Raw genomic sequence first — 15,551 nt, forward strand, 5'->3', positions numbered from 1 at the left:
GTTCGATGAGGGGGGTGTGGAAACAGGGATCACGGCTCGGCTGCTCAGGCACCGCCAGACGAAAGGGGCGGAAAACAGATACGCCGAGCCTAACGTCCACTGCGCCACACTCCTACTCTACCGTAAACCCATTGCGCGGGGAAGGCCGGGCTGTCTCGGCTGTACCTGTCAAAACCGTGTGCGCCACTACCCAAGTTTTTGGCACACGGCGCTGCGGGCGCAGCCAGCGCCTGGCCTTCCCTGCGCCCTCTTCAAGGTAGAGGGCCAACGAATTGGCAAAACCCGGGAGAATCCGCCCGCGGGAACGAGAGCGCATGTCTTCTCGTCGCAATGACGGTCGTCAGCGCCATTCCACGCATAGGCGGCGGCTATGCCGCACCCCGTTAACCTCTTGATCCCGCTCGGTAACGCGGCAATCACGCTGGGATCACGATGACCCCATCACACTCCCGAAAAAGAAGGGTGGTACAGGACCAATTCCCGGGCCAATCCCTTCATTGGGGAACGCATGAGCGCAGAGTCGGTCATCTATTATCTGAAGCGCCCGCCCGCGAGCGATCCGGTCGACGAGACCGAGTGGCTGTTCTCGGCACTGGGCCAGTTCACTGGCGCCGAGTTGCGCGAGCTTCTCTATATCGCGCAGGAACCCGGGTTCTTCGAGACGATGCGGGCGGTGTTTGCGCTTCCCGAGCACAGCCGGTCTGTCTTGCAGGAGTTTCTTGCCGCCGAGGATCCGCGGCCGGTGCGGGCGGCGATCGAGCCCGATGGCCGCTGCGTCCTGCAGCGCGGTGCGCCGCAGCCGCGGAAGCCGCAGCTCAAGATCGTCGAATAGCGCGCCCTTGCTTGCCTTGCGCGGCGCGCCGGCCGGAGGAGCCGGCCGCCGCGTCGCACGCCCGTTCAGGCGCGGGCGCGCACGACCTACGCGCTGACGCGCATTTCTCAGGCGCTGACACGCATTTCTCAGGCGCTGACACGCAGTGGCTCCCGCCGCTTCGGCTCGCTGGCGGGAAAGAATTCGCCGATCCAGCCGTGCCGGACCGCCTCGATGTGCCAGGCCATTGCCTCCGCCGAGCCCGGCGCGGGGTCCGGAATGTCCTTGCGGATCTCCCTTCCGTCCAGCCATCCGCAGCTGTGCGAATAGCGGGTCTCGCAGACGAGGCGAATGTCGTCCTGCTGCTGCAGCAGCACATAGCCGTCGGCCGGAAAGAACGTGCCGGCGAGCTCGATCTGCCGCGGCAGCTGCCGCATCAGCAGGAATGTGGAGGTCCCCTGCCGGTCGGACTCCGACACCAGCACGGCGACCATGCTGTGGACGGGACTGATCGTTTCCGGCGCAAACGGCCCCAGCGGTCCCGAAATCGGTCCGGCGGTCGCAATCGAGAGATATTCGCCCTCCGGACCCCAGCGGCAGGCGATCAGCCATTCGCTGCCGCGGCTGCGCACCAGGGTTGGCTTGGCATAGTCCGACCGGGCAATATCGGCAGCCATGGCAATGACGAAGGCTTTCGCGGGCATTTAATCCCTCCGGCGCGAGCGAGAACTACAGCGCAGCCAGAATCACTGCCAGACGTGAGTACATCGTGAACGGAGGCGATGAAAAACCTGTTTTCCAGTGCGGCTGCGTTACTGCTTGGTGAACCGCCGGACGCCAGCGTGATTCACGATGTTCATCGTCTGCTCACGGAGCTCGGCTATGGCGCGTCGGCGGGGCCGGAACCCGATCCCGAGACGCGCCACCGCGCGCGCCTGTTGCAGGCTGCTGCGCAACTTATTCGAATCTTCGAATTGGCCGCGCCCGCGGCGCCGGGCCTGGTCGCGTTCGGGGCGGAGTTCGACCCGGCCATCGCCGATGCCATGCATCACGGCAGTCCGCCTGTCGGCGTCTCCGGCATCGGCGCGAGCTTGCAGGAGGCGTTTCAGGGCTGCATCGGTGAAGGCATCGAATATCTCTCCCAGCTGCAGCGCGGCGGTGATGCGTTGATCGCGGCCGACGGCGTCGAAGCGGCGGCAATGCTCGATCCGCCTGCGCGCGAGCTGGTGAGGCAATTGATGTCCGCGCGCGCCGGTGCCGGCCTTTCGTGGCATCGTGCCATCCGTCTCTCCGACCGGCGCGAGGTTCTGCTGCCGGCCGATCTCTGCCTGCGGCGGCCGCCGGCGATGCAGGAATTTGCGCCGCCCTTTCCGCTCAGCATCGGCTCGGCCGCCGGCACGTCGTTCGAAGGCGCGGCCCTGCACGGCCTGCTCGAGCTGATCGAGCGCGATGCCGCGAGCCTGTGGTGGCGCGGCGGCAGAAGGGGCAGGGCGGTTTCGACCGACGTCGAATTCTCCGTGCGGGCATTGCTGCGCGAGCTTCGCGCCGGCGCGGCGATGCAGCGGCGCAGCTGGCTGCTCGACATCACCACCGATATCGGCATCCCCGCGGTCGCCGCGCTGTCCTGCCGGCCCGACGGCTTCGGCTTCGCCTTCGGCCTTGCCGCGCGGCGGACCGTGCACGCGGCCGCGCGCTCCGCCGTGATGGAATTGTGCCAGATCGAGCTGGCGCAGGCGGTGGTCGAGGCCAAGCGCGGCGAGCGCGGCGATGCCGCGCTCAATGCCGGGGATCGCGGCCATTTGCAGCGCGCCACCGCCATCGATGCCAACGCTTGCGCGCTGCTGCATCCGGTTCCCGGCAGTGCCGAGCACGTCGCCGTCGAGGATGCGGATGCGCGCGCCGCGCTGCATCGGATCGTGCTGCGCCTTGCGGAACTCGGCATCGCGACCTACGGGCTCGACCTGACGCGGCCGCAATTTTCTGTTCCCGTGGCGCGTATCATGGCGCCTGCCCTGCAGGCCGAGCCGTCCCGTATCGTCACCGCAAGGCTTGCCGCCATGATCGCAAGGACCGGCGGCGGCGAAGTCCATACCGGCGGCATCCCCTTGATCTAACTGACTTTCATATGGCTTGACGTGGTGGAAGCCCACAGCGACACTTTTCCGATGCGAGGCATTGCAACTGCGCAGACCGCCAGCGAGCCGCTCGCCGCGCCCGAAGGCGCGCGACGGCTTTCCATTTCGCTCGTCGGCCGGCTGGCGTTGCGCTTCGACGGCCGCGCCGTGGAGCTGCGCACGCGCAAGGCGGGCGCGGTGCTCGGCTATCTCGCGCTATCGGAGACCAAGAGCGAAAGCCGCGAGCGGCTGGTCGGGCTGCTGTGGAGCCGGTCGGACGAAGAGAAGGCCCGCGCCTCGCTGCGCCAGGTGGTGCGCGAGCTGCGCCAGGTGCTCGAGGACGCCGGGTTTGCCGGCTTCGGTGCCGGGCGTCTTTCCATCGGCTTCGATCAGGGGCAGGTCGAAGTCGACGTCGAGAGCATCCTGCAGCAGGCCGGGCGCGCGGATGTTCATCCCTTGCTGCTCGACATCCCGCGCCTGGGCGAGCGGCTGCTCGAGGGCATGGACGATCTCGATCCCTCGTTCCGCGTCTGGATCCTGGCCAAGCGTCAGACCATCCAGGAGCGGCTGATGCGCAGCCTCGAGGCTGGCCTGGCGGCAGCCGATGTATCGAGCGAGCGCATCAGGAAGATCGCAAGCGCCATCGTCAATCTCGATCCCACCCACGAGCAGGCCTGCTGCTGCCTGATGAAGGCGCATGCCGAGGACGGCGATACCGCGGGCGCGCTGCGTGTCTACCGGGCGCTATGGGATCTACTGGATCGCGACTACGGCATGGAGCCGTCCAAGACGACGCAGGATCTGGTGGCGAACATCAAGCTCGGCGAAATCGAACCCGCATCCGGTCGCCGCGTCGCCGGCGCACGGAGCGAGCCTGCCGCGGTGGTCAGGATCGGCGATCCCGCTCACGCTCCGGTCGCCCGCGGCATGCCGCCGGCGGCGCCCGCAAAGCCCCGGCTCTTGCTTTCACCGTTCGCGATGCACGGTGTCGAGAGCGGCCAGGCTCATCTGGTGCAGGGGTTCGGCCTGCATCTTGCCGCCTCGCTGGTGCGTTTCCGGGAATGGAGCGTGATCGACCGTCCGGCGTCGGCCGTCGCGTTGCCCTCGCCGGGGGGCGTGCCGCAATACTGCCTCGAGACCACCGCCTACCAGGCCGGTGCCGAAATCAACATGGTGATGGTGCTGCGCGACGAGACCACGGGCATCTTCGTCTGGAGCGAAAGTCTGCGCCTCGGCCTCGACAACTGGTTCGAGACCCAGCAGCGCATCATCCGCAGGATCGCAACGTCGCTGAACGTGCAGTTGTCGGCCGAGCGGCTGCGGCGGCTCGCGGGCGAGCCGGACGTGTCGCTCGACGTCTACGACCGCTGGCTGCGCGGCCAGAGCCTGATCGCGAAATTCGACCCCGAGAGCTGGCGCAGGGCGGTTGCGATTTTCCGCGACACCATCCGCGAGCATCCGGGTTTCTCGCCGTGCTACAGCAGCCTCGTGCAGATCAACAATGTCGAGCATTTCGTGCACCCCGGCCTGTTTCGGGACCTGAGCAAAGCCAAGGAGACGCTCGAGCTTGCGAAGACTGCCGTACAGCTCGATCCTGTCGACTCCAGAGCGCATCTGTGTTGCGGATGGTCGCATGTGATGGCGCTGCGGGAAAACGAGGCTGCCCCGCACATGGAGCTCGCTTGCGAGCTCAATGACAATGATCCATGGACATTGCTGTCTTGCGCGCTCTACCACGCATTTTGCGGATCGATCGAGCAGGCCCGTGCGCGCGCCGAACAGGCGATGTCCGTATCTCCGGTCCCTTCGTACCTGGAGTGGGGCTATCACTGCATCATCCGCGTTCTTGCCGGCGATCACGTCGGCGCCGTAGAGGCCTACGATCGCGCGCACGACGTCATCAAGACTCTTCCGGCGTGGCGTGCGGCAGCTCTGCATGGACTCGGCGATTGGGACCTGGCGCGCAGGGAAGCCCAGCGATTCCTGAACGCAACGCGCTCGTTCTGGGTTGGAGCCGATGCCCCTACCGACGAGTCGATCACGCGCTGGCTGATGCAGGCCCACCCCGTCACCGTGGTCGCTCGCCGCGAAATCCTGCGCCGCGCCTGGGGCGGCGCAGGACTGCCGGTCGAGAGCGTCTCCTAGCCACTTCGGGCGAGAATGGCCTCAGGCACAGACGCTGATCGTGTAGTCGCCGATGCGTTCGGCGTGGACGCGCAGCCGCTCCTCTTCCGGGATCACCGGATCGAGGCCGTTGAACAGGCGCTTGTAGAAGGGCGGCAGCGGATAGGTCGAGCCGGGCTTGTTGAGCAGCGATTCGGAGTCCTCGATCATCACCTTCGGCGGCAAGCGCACCAGGATGGTGTCCTGCTCGGAGGAGACGAACTCGATCTTGGTGAAGCGCTCGGGCACGGTGGCGAACACCTGCGCCTTGGCGAGCTGTTCCTTGAACTCCTCCATGGTGTGCGGCAGCGGATAGCTGTTCTCGTCGTCCATGTAATTGACGCCGGTGGCCCAGGTCTTGACCAGCTTGCCCCAGCGCTCGTGGTTGGTGACTTGTAACCGTTCGATCTGCATGTTCGACACTCCCTCCAGGTTGCGTGAAGCGGAAAAATTCCGTTCACAGAAATGCAGGCACCGCCTGCTGCAAGCCGGCCGTCTCGGCGGTGAATTCCGCCAGCCGCGCCATGCATTCGATATCGGGAACTCCCGCGAAAACGTCGCTCGGGTAATGCTTGCCGGACAGTTCAGCGAGCGAGCCGAATTCCTCCTGAGGTCGCGCCATCGCGAGCGCGCCAAAAATCACTTCCGCCACGATGATCGAGCCCAGCGGACCCAGATGAAATCCCTGCGCCGGCTGCTGCATCGCCTCGAACAGGACGAAGAACGGCAGCGGCGGATCGTTGGAAAGCGTTTCGACGTCGGCAGCGGTGAGGCCGCCATAGGCGGTAGAGGCCGATTCAAGCCATTGCCGAAGCTGCGCGACGCGGAAGGCGCGATCGCCCAGGAGTCGCGACTGCGCGATGAAATCGGGCCGGCGGGCGGCGATCTCGGCAATCAGCGCGTCGACCGACCACATCCCGGCAAGCGTTGCGCCCAGCAGATCGCGATACAGCAGTCCGACCCGCTCGGTGCTGTCGAAGGCCGGGAAAATGTGATCGTTGCCGAGGCCGTCGCTGAGATAGGGGCCGATGCGGCGGCTGAAGTTCGGCCGCGATCCGTCGATCTCGAAGAAGCGGGACCACTGCACCATCCAGGTCTCGTCCAGCGGCATGTTGACGGGCTCGTTGATCGAATTCTTCTCGAGCGTGTTGTTGAGGTCGTGCTCGGACAGATCGTTGATGCGGTATTCCGGACGGACCATGGCGTGGCCGAAGCGGAACGCGCCGTGCGAGAACTCGAAGGGAATTTGCCACTCGCCCGAGGCCGAAGTCGGGTCCGAAGCCTGGTCCATGAAGCGCGGGTTCGATCTCGAATAGGCCGCGTAGATCGCCGGATGAAGCACGCGCCGCATCGCATCCTTGGCAATGATGGTGCGATAGATCGAAGTCAGCGCATCGCGCGCGCGCAGGAAACGCCGATAGGCGGCGCCGAAGCGTGCATTGGCGTTGCTCACGGGCTCGCCGCGGCGGACGAGGTCGACGAGGCCGTTGTGTAGCAGCGCGAACATCGCGGTGAGCTGCGAGATGATGGCGTGGTCGTCGTTGCGGGCGTCGGCGACCAGCGCTTCCGTCAGCGCCGGGCGCTGTCCGGGGATGTTGCGATCGACCCCGGTGACATTCTCGGCCTGCGCCCGAGCGATGTCGCGGAACGGACAGCCGGCGGCGCGCGGGGTTTCCTTCCAGCGCATGCGCCCGAGGCGAAGCTTGGTGCGGCGATCGTCGCTCGGCGAATCCAGCGCGTAGAGATGCGGCGAGCCGACCGGGCCGCTGCCGTAGAGGCTTTCCAGCATGAGCGGCGTGCGGCGCGCGTTGTTCGTCCCGGCGCCGAGCCGGCCTGCGACCGAAAGCGGAATCGCCGATTGCACGAGATCGTGCGCCACAAATTGCAGCAGGTAGGTATAGCCGGAGGGAATGGCAGGATTCTCCCAGCGCAGCAGCGAAGGATCGCCGTGCGACGGCCAGGCGATCTCCGCATCCATCCGCCGCGACAGTCGGTGCATCAAACCGCGGACGTTCTGCACGTGGGCCGGGAATTCCACGGGGTCGACGCCGAAGGCGCGGAAGCGCTGCGAAGCCTGCGGCGTGCCGAGGAAGTGGCGGAAACCGGGAGCCGCTCCTTCTCGAGCGACGGGACAGCCCGGCTCGATTGCGAGAGGCCGCGGAGAGGTCGCATCGGCGCTACGCATTGCCATCACAGATGTCTCGTCCCGGGTTGGGCGACGAGCCTGCTAGGCCTGCCGTGAAATTATCGTGATTTTTTGGTGGAAATTTTACGGGTTTTTGCTCGCGATATCCGGCGCACGGGCCCCTCTCGTCCACCTGCGATCGCCCTTGAATTGCAGCGTCCGCCAACGCCGACGTTTGATTGCGAGGTTGCTGCCTCGCACTTTCGTGCGTGACAAGCCCGTTCGAACGATGTAGATACTTCGCATGCGAACTAAATGGATGCTCCTGAATTGGACCGCCGGCTGATCTTCCTGCTCAACGTGGCGCAGCGTCGCGTACAGCGCTTCGTGGCGACGCAAGCGCCAAAGGGCGTCACTGCGACCCAGGCAGGGCTGTTGTTCGTGTTGGGACGGCGCGACGGCGTGCTGCTCGGCGAGGCCGGCGCCGCGCTCGACCTCGGCATGCCCGGCATAAGTGGCCTAGTGGAGCGCACGGTCGAGGCAGGCCTGATCGAGAAGCGCGCCGATCCCGAGGACGGCCGGGCTTGGCGACTCTGGCTGACGGCGTCCGGCCGGCGGGCATTATCGCGCGCCAAGGCCGGCGCCGCAGAGCTCAATACGCGATTGATGGAAGGGTTTACCGACGCAGAGATCGACATCGTCGCGCGCTGGCTGGCCAGCGTGCAGAGGAAGTTTCCCAAAGGAGAGAACGAATGAGCGAGCACATTAAGATCGAGCGCAAGGACGGAATCGTAACGCTCACCTTCGCGCGGCCGGACAAGAAGAACGCGCTGACCAACGCGATGTATGGCGTACTGGCGGATCAGCTGATTTCTGCCGAGACCGACCCCACCGCTCGGGTGATCGTGCTGCGCGGCGAGGGCGACATGTTCACATCGGGCAACGATGTCGGCGAATTCGCGGGCATTGCCACTGGTTCGATCCGCGGCGAGCGGCATGTTTCGCGCTTCGTGCGGGCGCTGGCGCAATCGAGCCGGCCGCTGGTTGCCGCCGCGCAGGGGCGCGCTGTCGGCATCGGCACGACGATGCTGCTGCATTGCGATTTCGTGGTGCTGGCCGACAATGCGCAGCTTTCGACGCCCTTCGTCAATCTCGCGCTGGTACCGGAAGCGGCTTCGACGCTGCTGATGCCGCTGCGGGTCGGCCATGCCCGCGCCTTCGAGATGTTCGCGTTCGGTGACGCCATGGACGCGCAGGCCGCGCTGGATTTCGGCATCGCCAACCGCGTCGTGCCGCTCGACCGGCTCCATGCGGAAGCAGACCAGGTCGCCGCGCGGCTTGCAAAGCTGCCGGCCGGCTCGCTCGCCGCCACCAAGCGGCTGATGCGCAATCCGGCGGCGCTGACCGCGCAGATCGAAGCCGAGAGCGAGCGCTTCGCCGAGCGGCTGACGACCGCAGAAGCCCGCGAGGCCTTCATCGCCTTCGCCGAGCGACGGCCGCCCGATTTCATGAAGGTGGCCTGAGTTCCGAAGGGGGCCGTTCCCTGCTGAAGCGTTCGGCCAGGCCGTGGTAAGAGAGGTTCTCAAGACAGGAATCTCCCATGCCCTTCTGGACTTGCGAACAGTGCGGCGCTCAATTTCCCGACAGCGCCGCACCGCCGGCCGAGTGCCCGATCTGCGAGGACGAGCGGCAATTCGTCAACTGGAAGGGCCAGACCTGGATTTCGCGCGAACAGCTTGACGCCACCCACCGGCTGGCCTGGCGCGACGACCTCGGCTTGACGGGCTTTGCCGTCGAGCCCGCACTTGCGATCGGTCAGCGTGCGCTGCTGGTCCGCGAGGCCGACGGCTGCGTGCTCTGGGATTGCGTGCCGCTGGTGACGGCCGAGGCGGTCGCGCGCGTCAAGTCGCTCGGCGGGCTGAAAGCGATTGCGGTCTCGCATCCGCATTTCTATGGCGCCGTCGCCGACTGGAGCGACGCCTTCGGCGGCGTGCCCATCTATCTCCACGGCGATGACCGGCAGTGGGTCACACGGCCCCATCCCGCCATCGTCCCCTGGTCGGGCGAGAGCCGGCGCGTCTCCGACGACATCGTCCTCGTCCGCGCCGGCGGGCATTTTTCCGGCGGTACGATCATGCACTGGCGGGGAGGGGCCGAGGGCCGCGGCGCGTTGCTCACCGGCGACATCGCCATGGCGACGATGGACCGCCGCTGGGTGAGCTTCATGTACAGCTTCCCGAACTACATCCCCCTCAACGCAACGGCCGTGCGCGCGATCTGGCGGGCGGTCGAGCCGCTGGCGTTCGACCGTCTCTATGGCGCCTGGTGGGGCCGCAACATCGAAACCGGCGCAAGGGCGGCGTTCGAGGCGTCGGTCCGCCGATATCTCGCCGCGATTTCGGGCTGAGGCGGCGAGCCGCGCGACCTTGCCACTGCAGATGGCAGCGCTATATCAGGGCCTTCCCGCCACCTTCATTTCGACCGAGACCGCATGACGACGACCACCGCTGCCCCCGAATCCCAGCCGTTCCAGGCCGAAGTCGCAGAGCTCCTGCACCTGATGGTGCATTCGGTCTATTCGGAGACCGACATCTTCCTGCGCGAGCTGATCTCCAATGCGTCCGACGCCTGCGACAAGTTGCGCTACGAGGCGATCGCCGCGCCCGATCTGATCGCCGACGGTGCGCCGCCGGAAATCCGCATCGTGCCCGACAAGACGGCGAAGACGCTCGCCATGGTCGACAGCGGCATCGGCATGGATCGCCAGGAGCTGATCGACAATCTCGGCACCATCGCGCGCTCCGGCACGAAATCCTTTGTCGCACGCCTTGCCGAGGCCAAGGACGGCGCCAACCTGATCGGCCAGTTCGGCGTCGGCTTCTATGCCGCCTTCATGGTGGCCGACCACATCGTCGTCACCAGCCGCCGCGCCGGTTCGGACCATGTCTGGGTCTGGTCCTCCTCGGGCGGCAGCGGGTTCGAGATCGCGCCCGCAGACGAAGGCGCGGCGAAGCGTGTCAGCCGTGGCACTGAGATCGTGCTGCACCTGAAGAAGGATGCGGAGAAATATCTTGAGGCCTATGAGATCGAGCGCATCGTCCGCAGCTATTCCGACAACATCCAGTTCCCGATCTTCCTGGTGCCGGAAGAGGGCGAGCCGCGCCAGATCAATTCGGCGAGCGCGCTGTGGCAGCGGCCGAAATCGGAACTGTCGGCGGAGGACTACAAGGGCGCCTATCAATCGATCGCCGGCGCCTTCGACGAGCCGGCGATGACGCTGCACTACCGCGCGGAAGGACGGCAATCCTACGCGGTGCTGCTGTTTGCGCCCTCGACCAAGCCGTTCGACCTCTTCGACCAGACGCGCAAGGGCAAGGTGAAGCTCTATGTCCGCCGCGTCTTCATCGCCGACGATGCGGATTTGCTGCCGGCCTACCTGCGCTTCATCCGCGGTGTCATCGACAGCGAGGACCTGCCGCTGAACATTTCGCGCGAGATGCTGCAGAACAACCCCCAGCTCGCGCAGATCCGCAAGGCCGTGACGGGACGCGTGATCGGCGAGCTGGAAAGCCTCGGCGAGAAGAATCCCGAGGCGTTCGCGAAGATCTGGGACGCGTTCGGCGCCGTCGTCAAGGAAGGCATCTGGGAGGATTTCGAGCGCCGCGAGAAGCTGCTTGGACTGTCGCGATTCACCACCACCTCGGGCGAGAAGCGCTCGCTCAAGCAGTACGTCGAGGACATCAAGCCGAACCAGACCGACATCTACTATCTCGTCGGCGACAGCATCGAGCGGCTGAAATCCAACCCCAAGCTGGAATCGGCGAAGGCGCGCGGCATCGAGGTGCTGCTGCTCACCGATCCCGTCGACGCGTTCTGGACAGCGGCACCGCTCGATTTCGGCGGTAAGCCGCTGAAGTCGCTGAGCCAGGGCGACGTCGACTTCAGCCTGATCCCGGCCGTCGAGGACAAGGCGGATGAGAACAAGAACGAGCCGGCGGCGGACGAGGCGATGACGGTGGCCATCGTCAAGGAGGCGCTGGGCGAGCGCGTCGCGGACGTTCGCGCCTCGCAGCGGCTGACGTCGAGCGCATCCTGTCTCGTCGCCTCGGGCGAGGCGCGCGACCGTGCGCTGGAGCGGCTGCTGGCGCAGCACGACAAGGGTGCGGTGAAGAAGCCGGTCCTGGAGATCAACCTCAGGCATCCGCTGGTAGCGGCGATCGCGACGGCCAGTGACGCGGCGAAGGATCTGTCCTTCCTGTTGCTGGAGCAGGCGCAGATCCTTGACGGCGAATTGCCGGAAGACCCGGCAGCGTTCGCAGGCAGGCTCAATCGACTGGTGCTGCGCGGCTTGAAGCTGTAGCCGCGAACCCGGATACAGAAGGGGCCGTATCTGCTACATCCCCGGATAGGGAAAATTCGGGACCATGATGAACACCGCAGCTGGAACCGACATCTTCTACGGCCGCATTCGAGTCTTTCGGGGCTTCTCCAAGCTGATGGACCCGAAGCTGTATGTGCCGCTGCCTGACGACTGGACCGTCGGCGTCGCCGATATCGTCGATTCCACCAAGGCGATCGCCGCGCAGCGCTACAAGGCGGTCAATATGGCCGGCGCCTCCGTGATCGCGGCGGTCACCAATGCGCTGCGGGGGCGGGAATTCCCCTTCGTGTTCGGCGGCGACGGCGCGAGCTTTGCGGTGGCGCCCGGCGATCTTGCCGCGGCGCGTGATGCGTTGTCGGCGACGGCGACCTGGGTCAAGGAAGACCTCGATCTCTCGATGCGGGTCGCGCTTGTGCCCGTTTCGGCCGTGCGCGCACAAGGCCTCGACATTCGCGTCGCGCGCTTCGGTCCGTCGGCCAATCTCTCCTATGCGATGTTCTCGGGCGGCGGGCTCGGCTGGGCCGACGCTGCGATGAAACGCGGCGAGTTCGCGGTTGCGGCCGCGGCGCCGGGCGCGCAGCCCGACCTTTCGGGCCTGTCCTGCCGCTTCGAGGAAATTCCCGCAACGCGCGGCGTCATCCTTTCGGTTCTGGTGCTGCCCGCGAAGGGCGCGGATGCGGGCACATTCCGCAAGACGATCGAGGACATCCTCGATCTCGTCGAACGCAGTCCAGAGGCCGGACGGCCGGTGCCATCAGGCGGTCCGCCGCTGCGCTGGCCGCCGCAAGGCGTGGAATACGAGGCGCGCGCGGCGCGCGGCGGATCGCTGGCCAAGCGGCGCGCCGTCGTGCTTGCCGTCACGCTATGGGCCTATGTGGTGATGCGCTTCGGCATCAAGGTCGGCAACTTCGTGCCGCGCAACTATGTGCGGCAGGTGGTCGAGAACTCCGACTTCCGAAAGTACGACGACGGGCTGAAGATGATCCTGGACTGCACCGAAGAGCTCGAGGGCGAGCTGGCGCGCCCCCACGAGGCGGCCGCGTCAGCCGGTAACCAGCGCTACGGCCGGCCCCCGCAGGATGCGGCCCAGATGACCTGCTTCGTGCCTTCGGTGATGCGCAGCGACCATGTGCACTTCATCGACGGCGCGCGCGGCGGCTATGCTACCGCCGCGACGGCGCTGAAGGCGACGGCCGCTTAGGCTCTGCGCGGGGTTACTTGCTCCAGCGCGCCAGGTGGACGGAGAGCGCCGTGGAGAGCCCGAATACGATCATGGCAGTACCGACCAGGGCAAACAGCGTCCACGCCGGCGCGCCCGATGCGGCAAACCACCAGCCGCCAAGGGCGACCAGCACGAGGCGGATGGTGCCGGCCAGCACGGGGCCGCCGACTTTCGCAGCGCCCTGCGAGGAGAAGTAGAGGCACACGCCGGCGCCGAAGAAGCCGAACCCGGGACCGGCCCAGCGGAAATAGGAATCGGCTGCTTCGGCGACGCCGGGATCGCTGGTGAACAGCGAAACCCACAGGCCGGGATTGATCGCGACGACGAGGCCGATCAGGCCGACCACGAGTCCTGCCGTGGCAGCCGCGATCCACGCCACGCGGCGGGCGCGGGCGACGAGGCCCGCACCCATGGCCATGCCGACCATCGGGATCGAGGCGGTGCCGAAGGCGAATGCGATCGGCACCAGCAGAAACTCCAGCCGCGAGCCCATGCCATAGCCGGCCAGCACCGCGGTGCCGTAGCCGGCGAGTATCCTGGTGAAGATCACGATGGCCAGCACGGTCTGCAGCGGCGACAGGCACGACATGGCGCCGACCTTGAGAATGTCGAGGAACATATCGCGCTGGAATGCGAAGCTCCGCAAAGTCAGCGTCAGCCGGCTGCGGCCGCTCATGAGATACCAGATCAGGAACAAGGCGCCGAGACTGAAGGCCGCGAGTTGTCCGGCGGCTACGCCGCGCATGCCGAACTTCGGCAGGCCGAACAGGCCGAGCCCGAGCCCGCCGCCGACGGTGACCTGGACGATCGCAACGCCGATCAGCACCAGCGACGGCACGCGCATGTCGCCGGTGCCGCGCACCACGGAAGCGAGCGTATTGACCAGCCAGATCGACACCGCGCCGGAAAACAGCACCTGCGAGTAGTGCATCGCCTGTTCGAGCACCTCGCCGCTGCCCCCGAGCAGCGCATAGAAGGTCCTGCCGAACAGCAGCATCATCGCGGTGAAGAACAGGCCGCCGCCGGCGCCGATGATCGCGGCATGTAGCGCGAGATTGGCGGCCCGATCGCGGTTGCCGGCCCCGAGCGCGCGGCTCACCGCAGAGGTGACGCCGCCGCCCATGGCGCCGGCCGACATCATCTGCGTCAGCATCACGAAGGGGAACACCAGCGCTATTGCGGCCAGCGGCTCGACGCCGAGCCGGCCGATGTAGGAGGTCTCGGCGACCGCGACCAGCGCGGTGCCGAACATCGCGATCGCATTGGGCAGCGCCAGCTTCAGCAGCGTCGGCAGGATCGGGGAGGTCAGCAGGCTGTTGACCGGGGTCGCCGGCGGACGCGCGTCAACGGAAGCTTCCATGGTCATGCGTCACCGTACCCCGGGCAAGAGGGACCAGGCACAAAATCGCGAAAACAACCCCATGCAAAGTAGGATCCCGGTTCGCAACATGTGCCAATAGATTATGATCGACATATTAAGGGGCGCGGCGCGGTTCAAGCCACCCCCGCCGGCGCAGGGGTCACCACGGCAGGCCGCATAGGTCGATGGTGCCCTGGCGCGGGGCGCGGACAATGTCGAACACGAAGGGCGTCATCGCCTCGAAACGGATCCGCCCCTCCGGCTGCTCGCACCAGATATCGCCTGCAAAGCGGTGCCAGCCGCGCGCTTCATAGAACGCGAAGTTGTGCGCCTCGCAGAACAGCAGCGCGAACTTCGCCGCTTCATTGGCGCGAATGGTCTGCACGGCGGCGTCGAGCGCGATGCTCGCATAGCCGCGGCCGCGGCAGTCTTCGCGGGTCGCCACGCCGCCGATGCCGCCGATGTGCACCTTGTGGCCGTTCCAGGTCACGGTGCGGAAACAGATGCCGACGTGGCAGGCAAGTCCTCCCTCGTCTGGCGCATCCAGCAGCACGCGCAGATCGGCATCCGCCCATTTGACGTGGCGCCACGACAATCTCTCCATGACGTGGTCCGGCCAGACCGCGTCCAGCAGCGGTTCGGCCTGCGGCCAGGAGGCGTCGCCATTGAGGATATCGATTTCGATGCTCATTCCGACTGCCATACCGTCAAAAATGGGTGTGTTGAAGCCCGTTGGAACCTTCTATAAGGGGTTCCGTTACCCGACGTATCCCACCATTTGCGGACATCACCCCATGACCTTCACGCTGCCCAACCTGCCTTACGCCCATGACGCTCTTGGCCCCTACATGTCCAAGGAGACGCTGGAGTATCACCACGACAAGCATCATCAGGCCTATGTCACCAACGGCAACAACGCGATCAAGGGGACCGAATTCGAGGGCAAATCCCTCGAGGAGATCGTGAAGGGCTCGTTCGGCAAGAACCCGGCCGTCTTCAACAATGCCGGCCAGCACTACAACCACCTGCATTTCTGGAAGTGGATGAAGCCCAATGGCGGCGGCAAGCTGCCGGGCGCTCTGGAGAAGGCGATCGTCGATTCGTTCGGCTCGGTCGACAAGTTCAAGGAAGACTTCATCGCCGCCGGCGTCGGCCAGTTCGGCTCGGGCTGGGCCTGGCTCGAGGTCAAGGGCGGCAAGCTCGCGGTCAGCAAGACCCCGAACGGCGAGAGCCCGCTGGTCAACGGCGCGACCCCGATCCTCGGCTGCGACGTCTGGGAGCACTCCTACTACCTCGACTACCGCAACCGCCGCCCCGACTACCTCAAGGCCTTCCTCGAGAGCCTGGTGAACTGGGACTACGTCGCCGAGCTCTA

General features: G+C 66.1%; 14 protein-coding genes. 9 read left to right on the forward strand and 5 right to left on the reverse strand.

The genetic code is table 11. The annotated features are described in order from the left end of the window. Positions 1-508 precede the first annotated feature (508 nt). On the forward strand, positions 509-832 hold the full coding sequence (locus tag ACT4OC_RS08800) for a hypothetical protein (protein ID WP_444838587.1): 324 nt from the start codon (positions 509-511) through the stop codon (positions 830-832). Positions 833-960: 128 nt separating this feature from the next. On the opposite strand, the gene ACT4OC_RS08805 is transcribed toward ACT4OC_RS08800, so the two are convergent. After that, positions 961-1,515: a hypothetical protein gene (locus tag ACT4OC_RS08805; protein WP_444838588.1), complete on the reverse strand. Its 555-nt coding sequence runs from the start codon at positions 1,513-1,515 to the stop codon at positions 961-963. A 138-nt stretch (positions 1,516-1,653) separates the two neighbouring features. Here ACT4OC_RS08805 and ACT4OC_RS08810 point away from each other — a divergent pair, with 138 nt between their 5' ends. Beyond that, complete coding sequence (locus ACT4OC_RS08810; RefSeq protein WP_444838589.1) at positions 1,654-2,925, forward strand: YcaO-like family protein; 1,272 nt, start codon at positions 1,654-1,656, stop codon at positions 2,923-2,925. A 51-nt stretch (positions 2,926-2,976) separates the two neighbouring features. Beyond that, positions 2,977-5,070, forward strand: a complete 2,094-nt coding sequence (locus tag ACT4OC_RS08815; RefSeq protein WP_444838590.1) for a BTAD domain-containing putative transcriptional regulator — start codon at positions 2,977-2,979, stop codon at positions 5,068-5,070. A 21-nt stretch (positions 5,071-5,091) separates the two neighbouring features. Here the strand turns inward: ACT4OC_RS08815 and ACT4OC_RS08820 are convergent, their stop codons facing one another. Both ACT4OC_RS08820 and ACT4OC_RS08825 read right to left on the reverse strand, forming a co-directional pair. After that, the gene (locus ACT4OC_RS08820) at positions 5,092-5,502 is read right to left on the reverse strand and encodes a hypothetical protein (RefSeq protein ID WP_444838591.1); all 411 of its coding nucleotides are present in this window, start codon (positions 5,500-5,502) and stop codon (positions 5,092-5,094) included. A gap of 43 nt (positions 5,503-5,545) precedes the next feature. Next, positions 5,546-7,279 carry a peroxidase family protein gene (locus ACT4OC_RS08825; RefSeq protein WP_444838592.1) on the reverse strand — a complete coding sequence of 578 codons (1,734 nt, stop codon included), beginning with the start codon at positions 7,277-7,279 and terminating at the stop codon, positions 5,546-5,548. Between the two features lie 249 nt (positions 7,280-7,528). Between ACT4OC_RS08825 and ACT4OC_RS08830 the strand changes: the two genes are divergently transcribed. From ACT4OC_RS08830 to ACT4OC_RS08850, 5 genes are all read left to right on the forward strand, one after another. Further along, positions 7,529-7,969 (forward strand): MarR family winged helix-turn-helix transcriptional regulator, encoded by a 441-nt coding sequence (locus ACT4OC_RS08830; RefSeq protein ID WP_444838593.1) that lies wholly within the window; start codon positions 7,529-7,531, stop codon positions 7,967-7,969. Next, on the forward strand, positions 7,966-8,736 hold the full coding sequence (locus tag ACT4OC_RS08835) for an enoyl-CoA hydratase (protein WP_444838594.1): 771 nt from the start codon (positions 7,966-7,968) through the stop codon (positions 8,734-8,736). Before ACT4OC_RS08830 ends, ACT4OC_RS08835 begins: the two co-directional genes overlap by 4 nt. Positions 8,737-8,813: 77 nt before the next feature. Beyond that, positions 8,814-9,620 (forward strand): MBL fold metallo-hydrolase, encoded by an 807-nt coding sequence (locus tag ACT4OC_RS08840; RefSeq protein ID WP_444838595.1) that lies wholly within the window; start codon positions 8,814-8,816, stop codon positions 9,618-9,620. 84 nt (positions 9,621-9,704) lie between these two features. Next, complete coding sequence (gene htpG, locus ACT4OC_RS08845) at positions 9,705-11,573, forward strand: molecular chaperone HtpG (protein WP_444838596.1); 1,869 nt, start codon at positions 9,705-9,707, stop codon at positions 11,571-11,573. A gap of 64 nt (positions 11,574-11,637) precedes the next feature. Next, positions 11,638-12,795: a DUF3095 domain-containing protein gene (locus ACT4OC_RS08850; protein WP_444838597.1), complete on the forward strand. Its 1,158-nt coding sequence runs from the start codon at positions 11,638-11,640 to the stop codon at positions 12,793-12,795. A gap of 13 nt (positions 12,796-12,808) precedes the next feature. Here the strand turns inward: ACT4OC_RS08850 and ACT4OC_RS08855 are convergent, their stop codons facing one another. Beyond that, positions 12,809-14,182 carry an MATE family efflux transporter gene (locus ACT4OC_RS08855; protein WP_444838598.1) on the reverse strand — a complete coding sequence of 458 codons (1,374 nt, stop codon included), beginning with the start codon at positions 14,180-14,182 and terminating at the stop codon, positions 12,809-12,811. Positions 14,183-14,336: 154 nt separating this feature from the next. Beyond that, entirely contained in the window at positions 14,337-14,867 is a 531-nt protein-coding gene (locus ACT4OC_RS08860) for a GNAT family N-acetyltransferase (protein WP_444838599.1), read from the reverse strand. A 103-nt stretch (positions 14,868-14,970) separates the two neighbouring features. Between ACT4OC_RS08860 and ACT4OC_RS08865 the strand changes: the two genes are divergently transcribed. Beyond that, positions 14,971-15,551 (forward strand): superoxide dismutase (locus ACT4OC_RS08865; RefSeq protein ID WP_444838600.1); only part of this gene is annotated, 581 nt, incomplete at its 3' end.

The organism is Bradyrhizobium sp. (assembly GCF_052389815.1).
Lineage (GTDB): Bacteria > Pseudomonadota > Alphaproteobacteria > Rhizobiales > Xanthobacteraceae > Bradyrhizobium.

What these genes read in the sequence shown, in the direction of transcription:
- ACT4OC_RS08800 (WP_444838587.1), top strand. Translation starts at nt 509, where the DNA reads ATGAGCGCAGAGTCGGTCATCTATTATCTGAAGCGCCCGCCCGCGAGC.
- ACT4OC_RS08835 (WP_444838594.1), top strand. Translation starts at nt 7,966, where the DNA reads ATGAGCGAGCACATTAAGATCGAGCGCAAGGACGGAATCGTAACGCTC.
- ACT4OC_RS08850 (WP_444838597.1), top strand. Translation starts at nt 11,638, where the DNA reads ATGATGAACACCGCAGCTGGAACCGACATCTTCTACGGCCGCATTCGA.
- ACT4OC_RS08815 (WP_444838590.1), top strand. Translation starts at nt 2,977, where the DNA reads ATGCGAGGCATTGCAACTGCGCAGACCGCCAGCGAGCCGCTCGCCGCG.
- ACT4OC_RS08820 (WP_444838591.1), bottom strand. Translation starts at nt 5,502, where the DNA reads ATGCAGATCGAACGGTTACAAGTCACCAACCACGAGCGCTGGGGCAAG.
- ACT4OC_RS08840 (WP_444838595.1), top strand. Translation starts at nt 8,814, where the DNA reads ATGCCCTTCTGGACTTGCGAACAGTGCGGCGCTCAATTTCCCGACAGC.
- ACT4OC_RS08855 (WP_444838598.1), bottom strand. Translation starts at nt 14,182, where the DNA reads ATGACCATGGAAGCTTCCGTTGACGCGCGTCCGCCGGCGACCCCGGTC.
- htpG (WP_444838596.1), top strand. Translation starts at nt 9,705, where the DNA reads ATGACGACGACCACCGCTGCCCCCGAATCCCAGCCGTTCCAGGCCGAA.
- ACT4OC_RS08805 (WP_444838588.1), bottom strand. Translation starts at nt 1,515, where the DNA reads ATGCCCGCGAAAGCCTTCGTCATTGCCATGGCTGCCGATATTGCCCGG.
- ACT4OC_RS08825 (WP_444838592.1), bottom strand. Translation starts at nt 7,279, where the DNA reads ATGGCAATGCGTAGCGCCGATGCGACCTCTCCGCGGCCTCTCGCAATC.
- ACT4OC_RS08860 (WP_444838599.1), bottom strand. Translation starts at nt 14,867, where the DNA reads ATGAGCATCGAAATCGATATCCTCAATGGCGACGCCTCCTGGCCGCAG.
- ACT4OC_RS08830 (WP_444838593.1), top strand. Translation starts at nt 7,529, where the DNA reads ATGGATGCTCCTGAATTGGACCGCCGGCTGATCTTCCTGCTCAACGTG.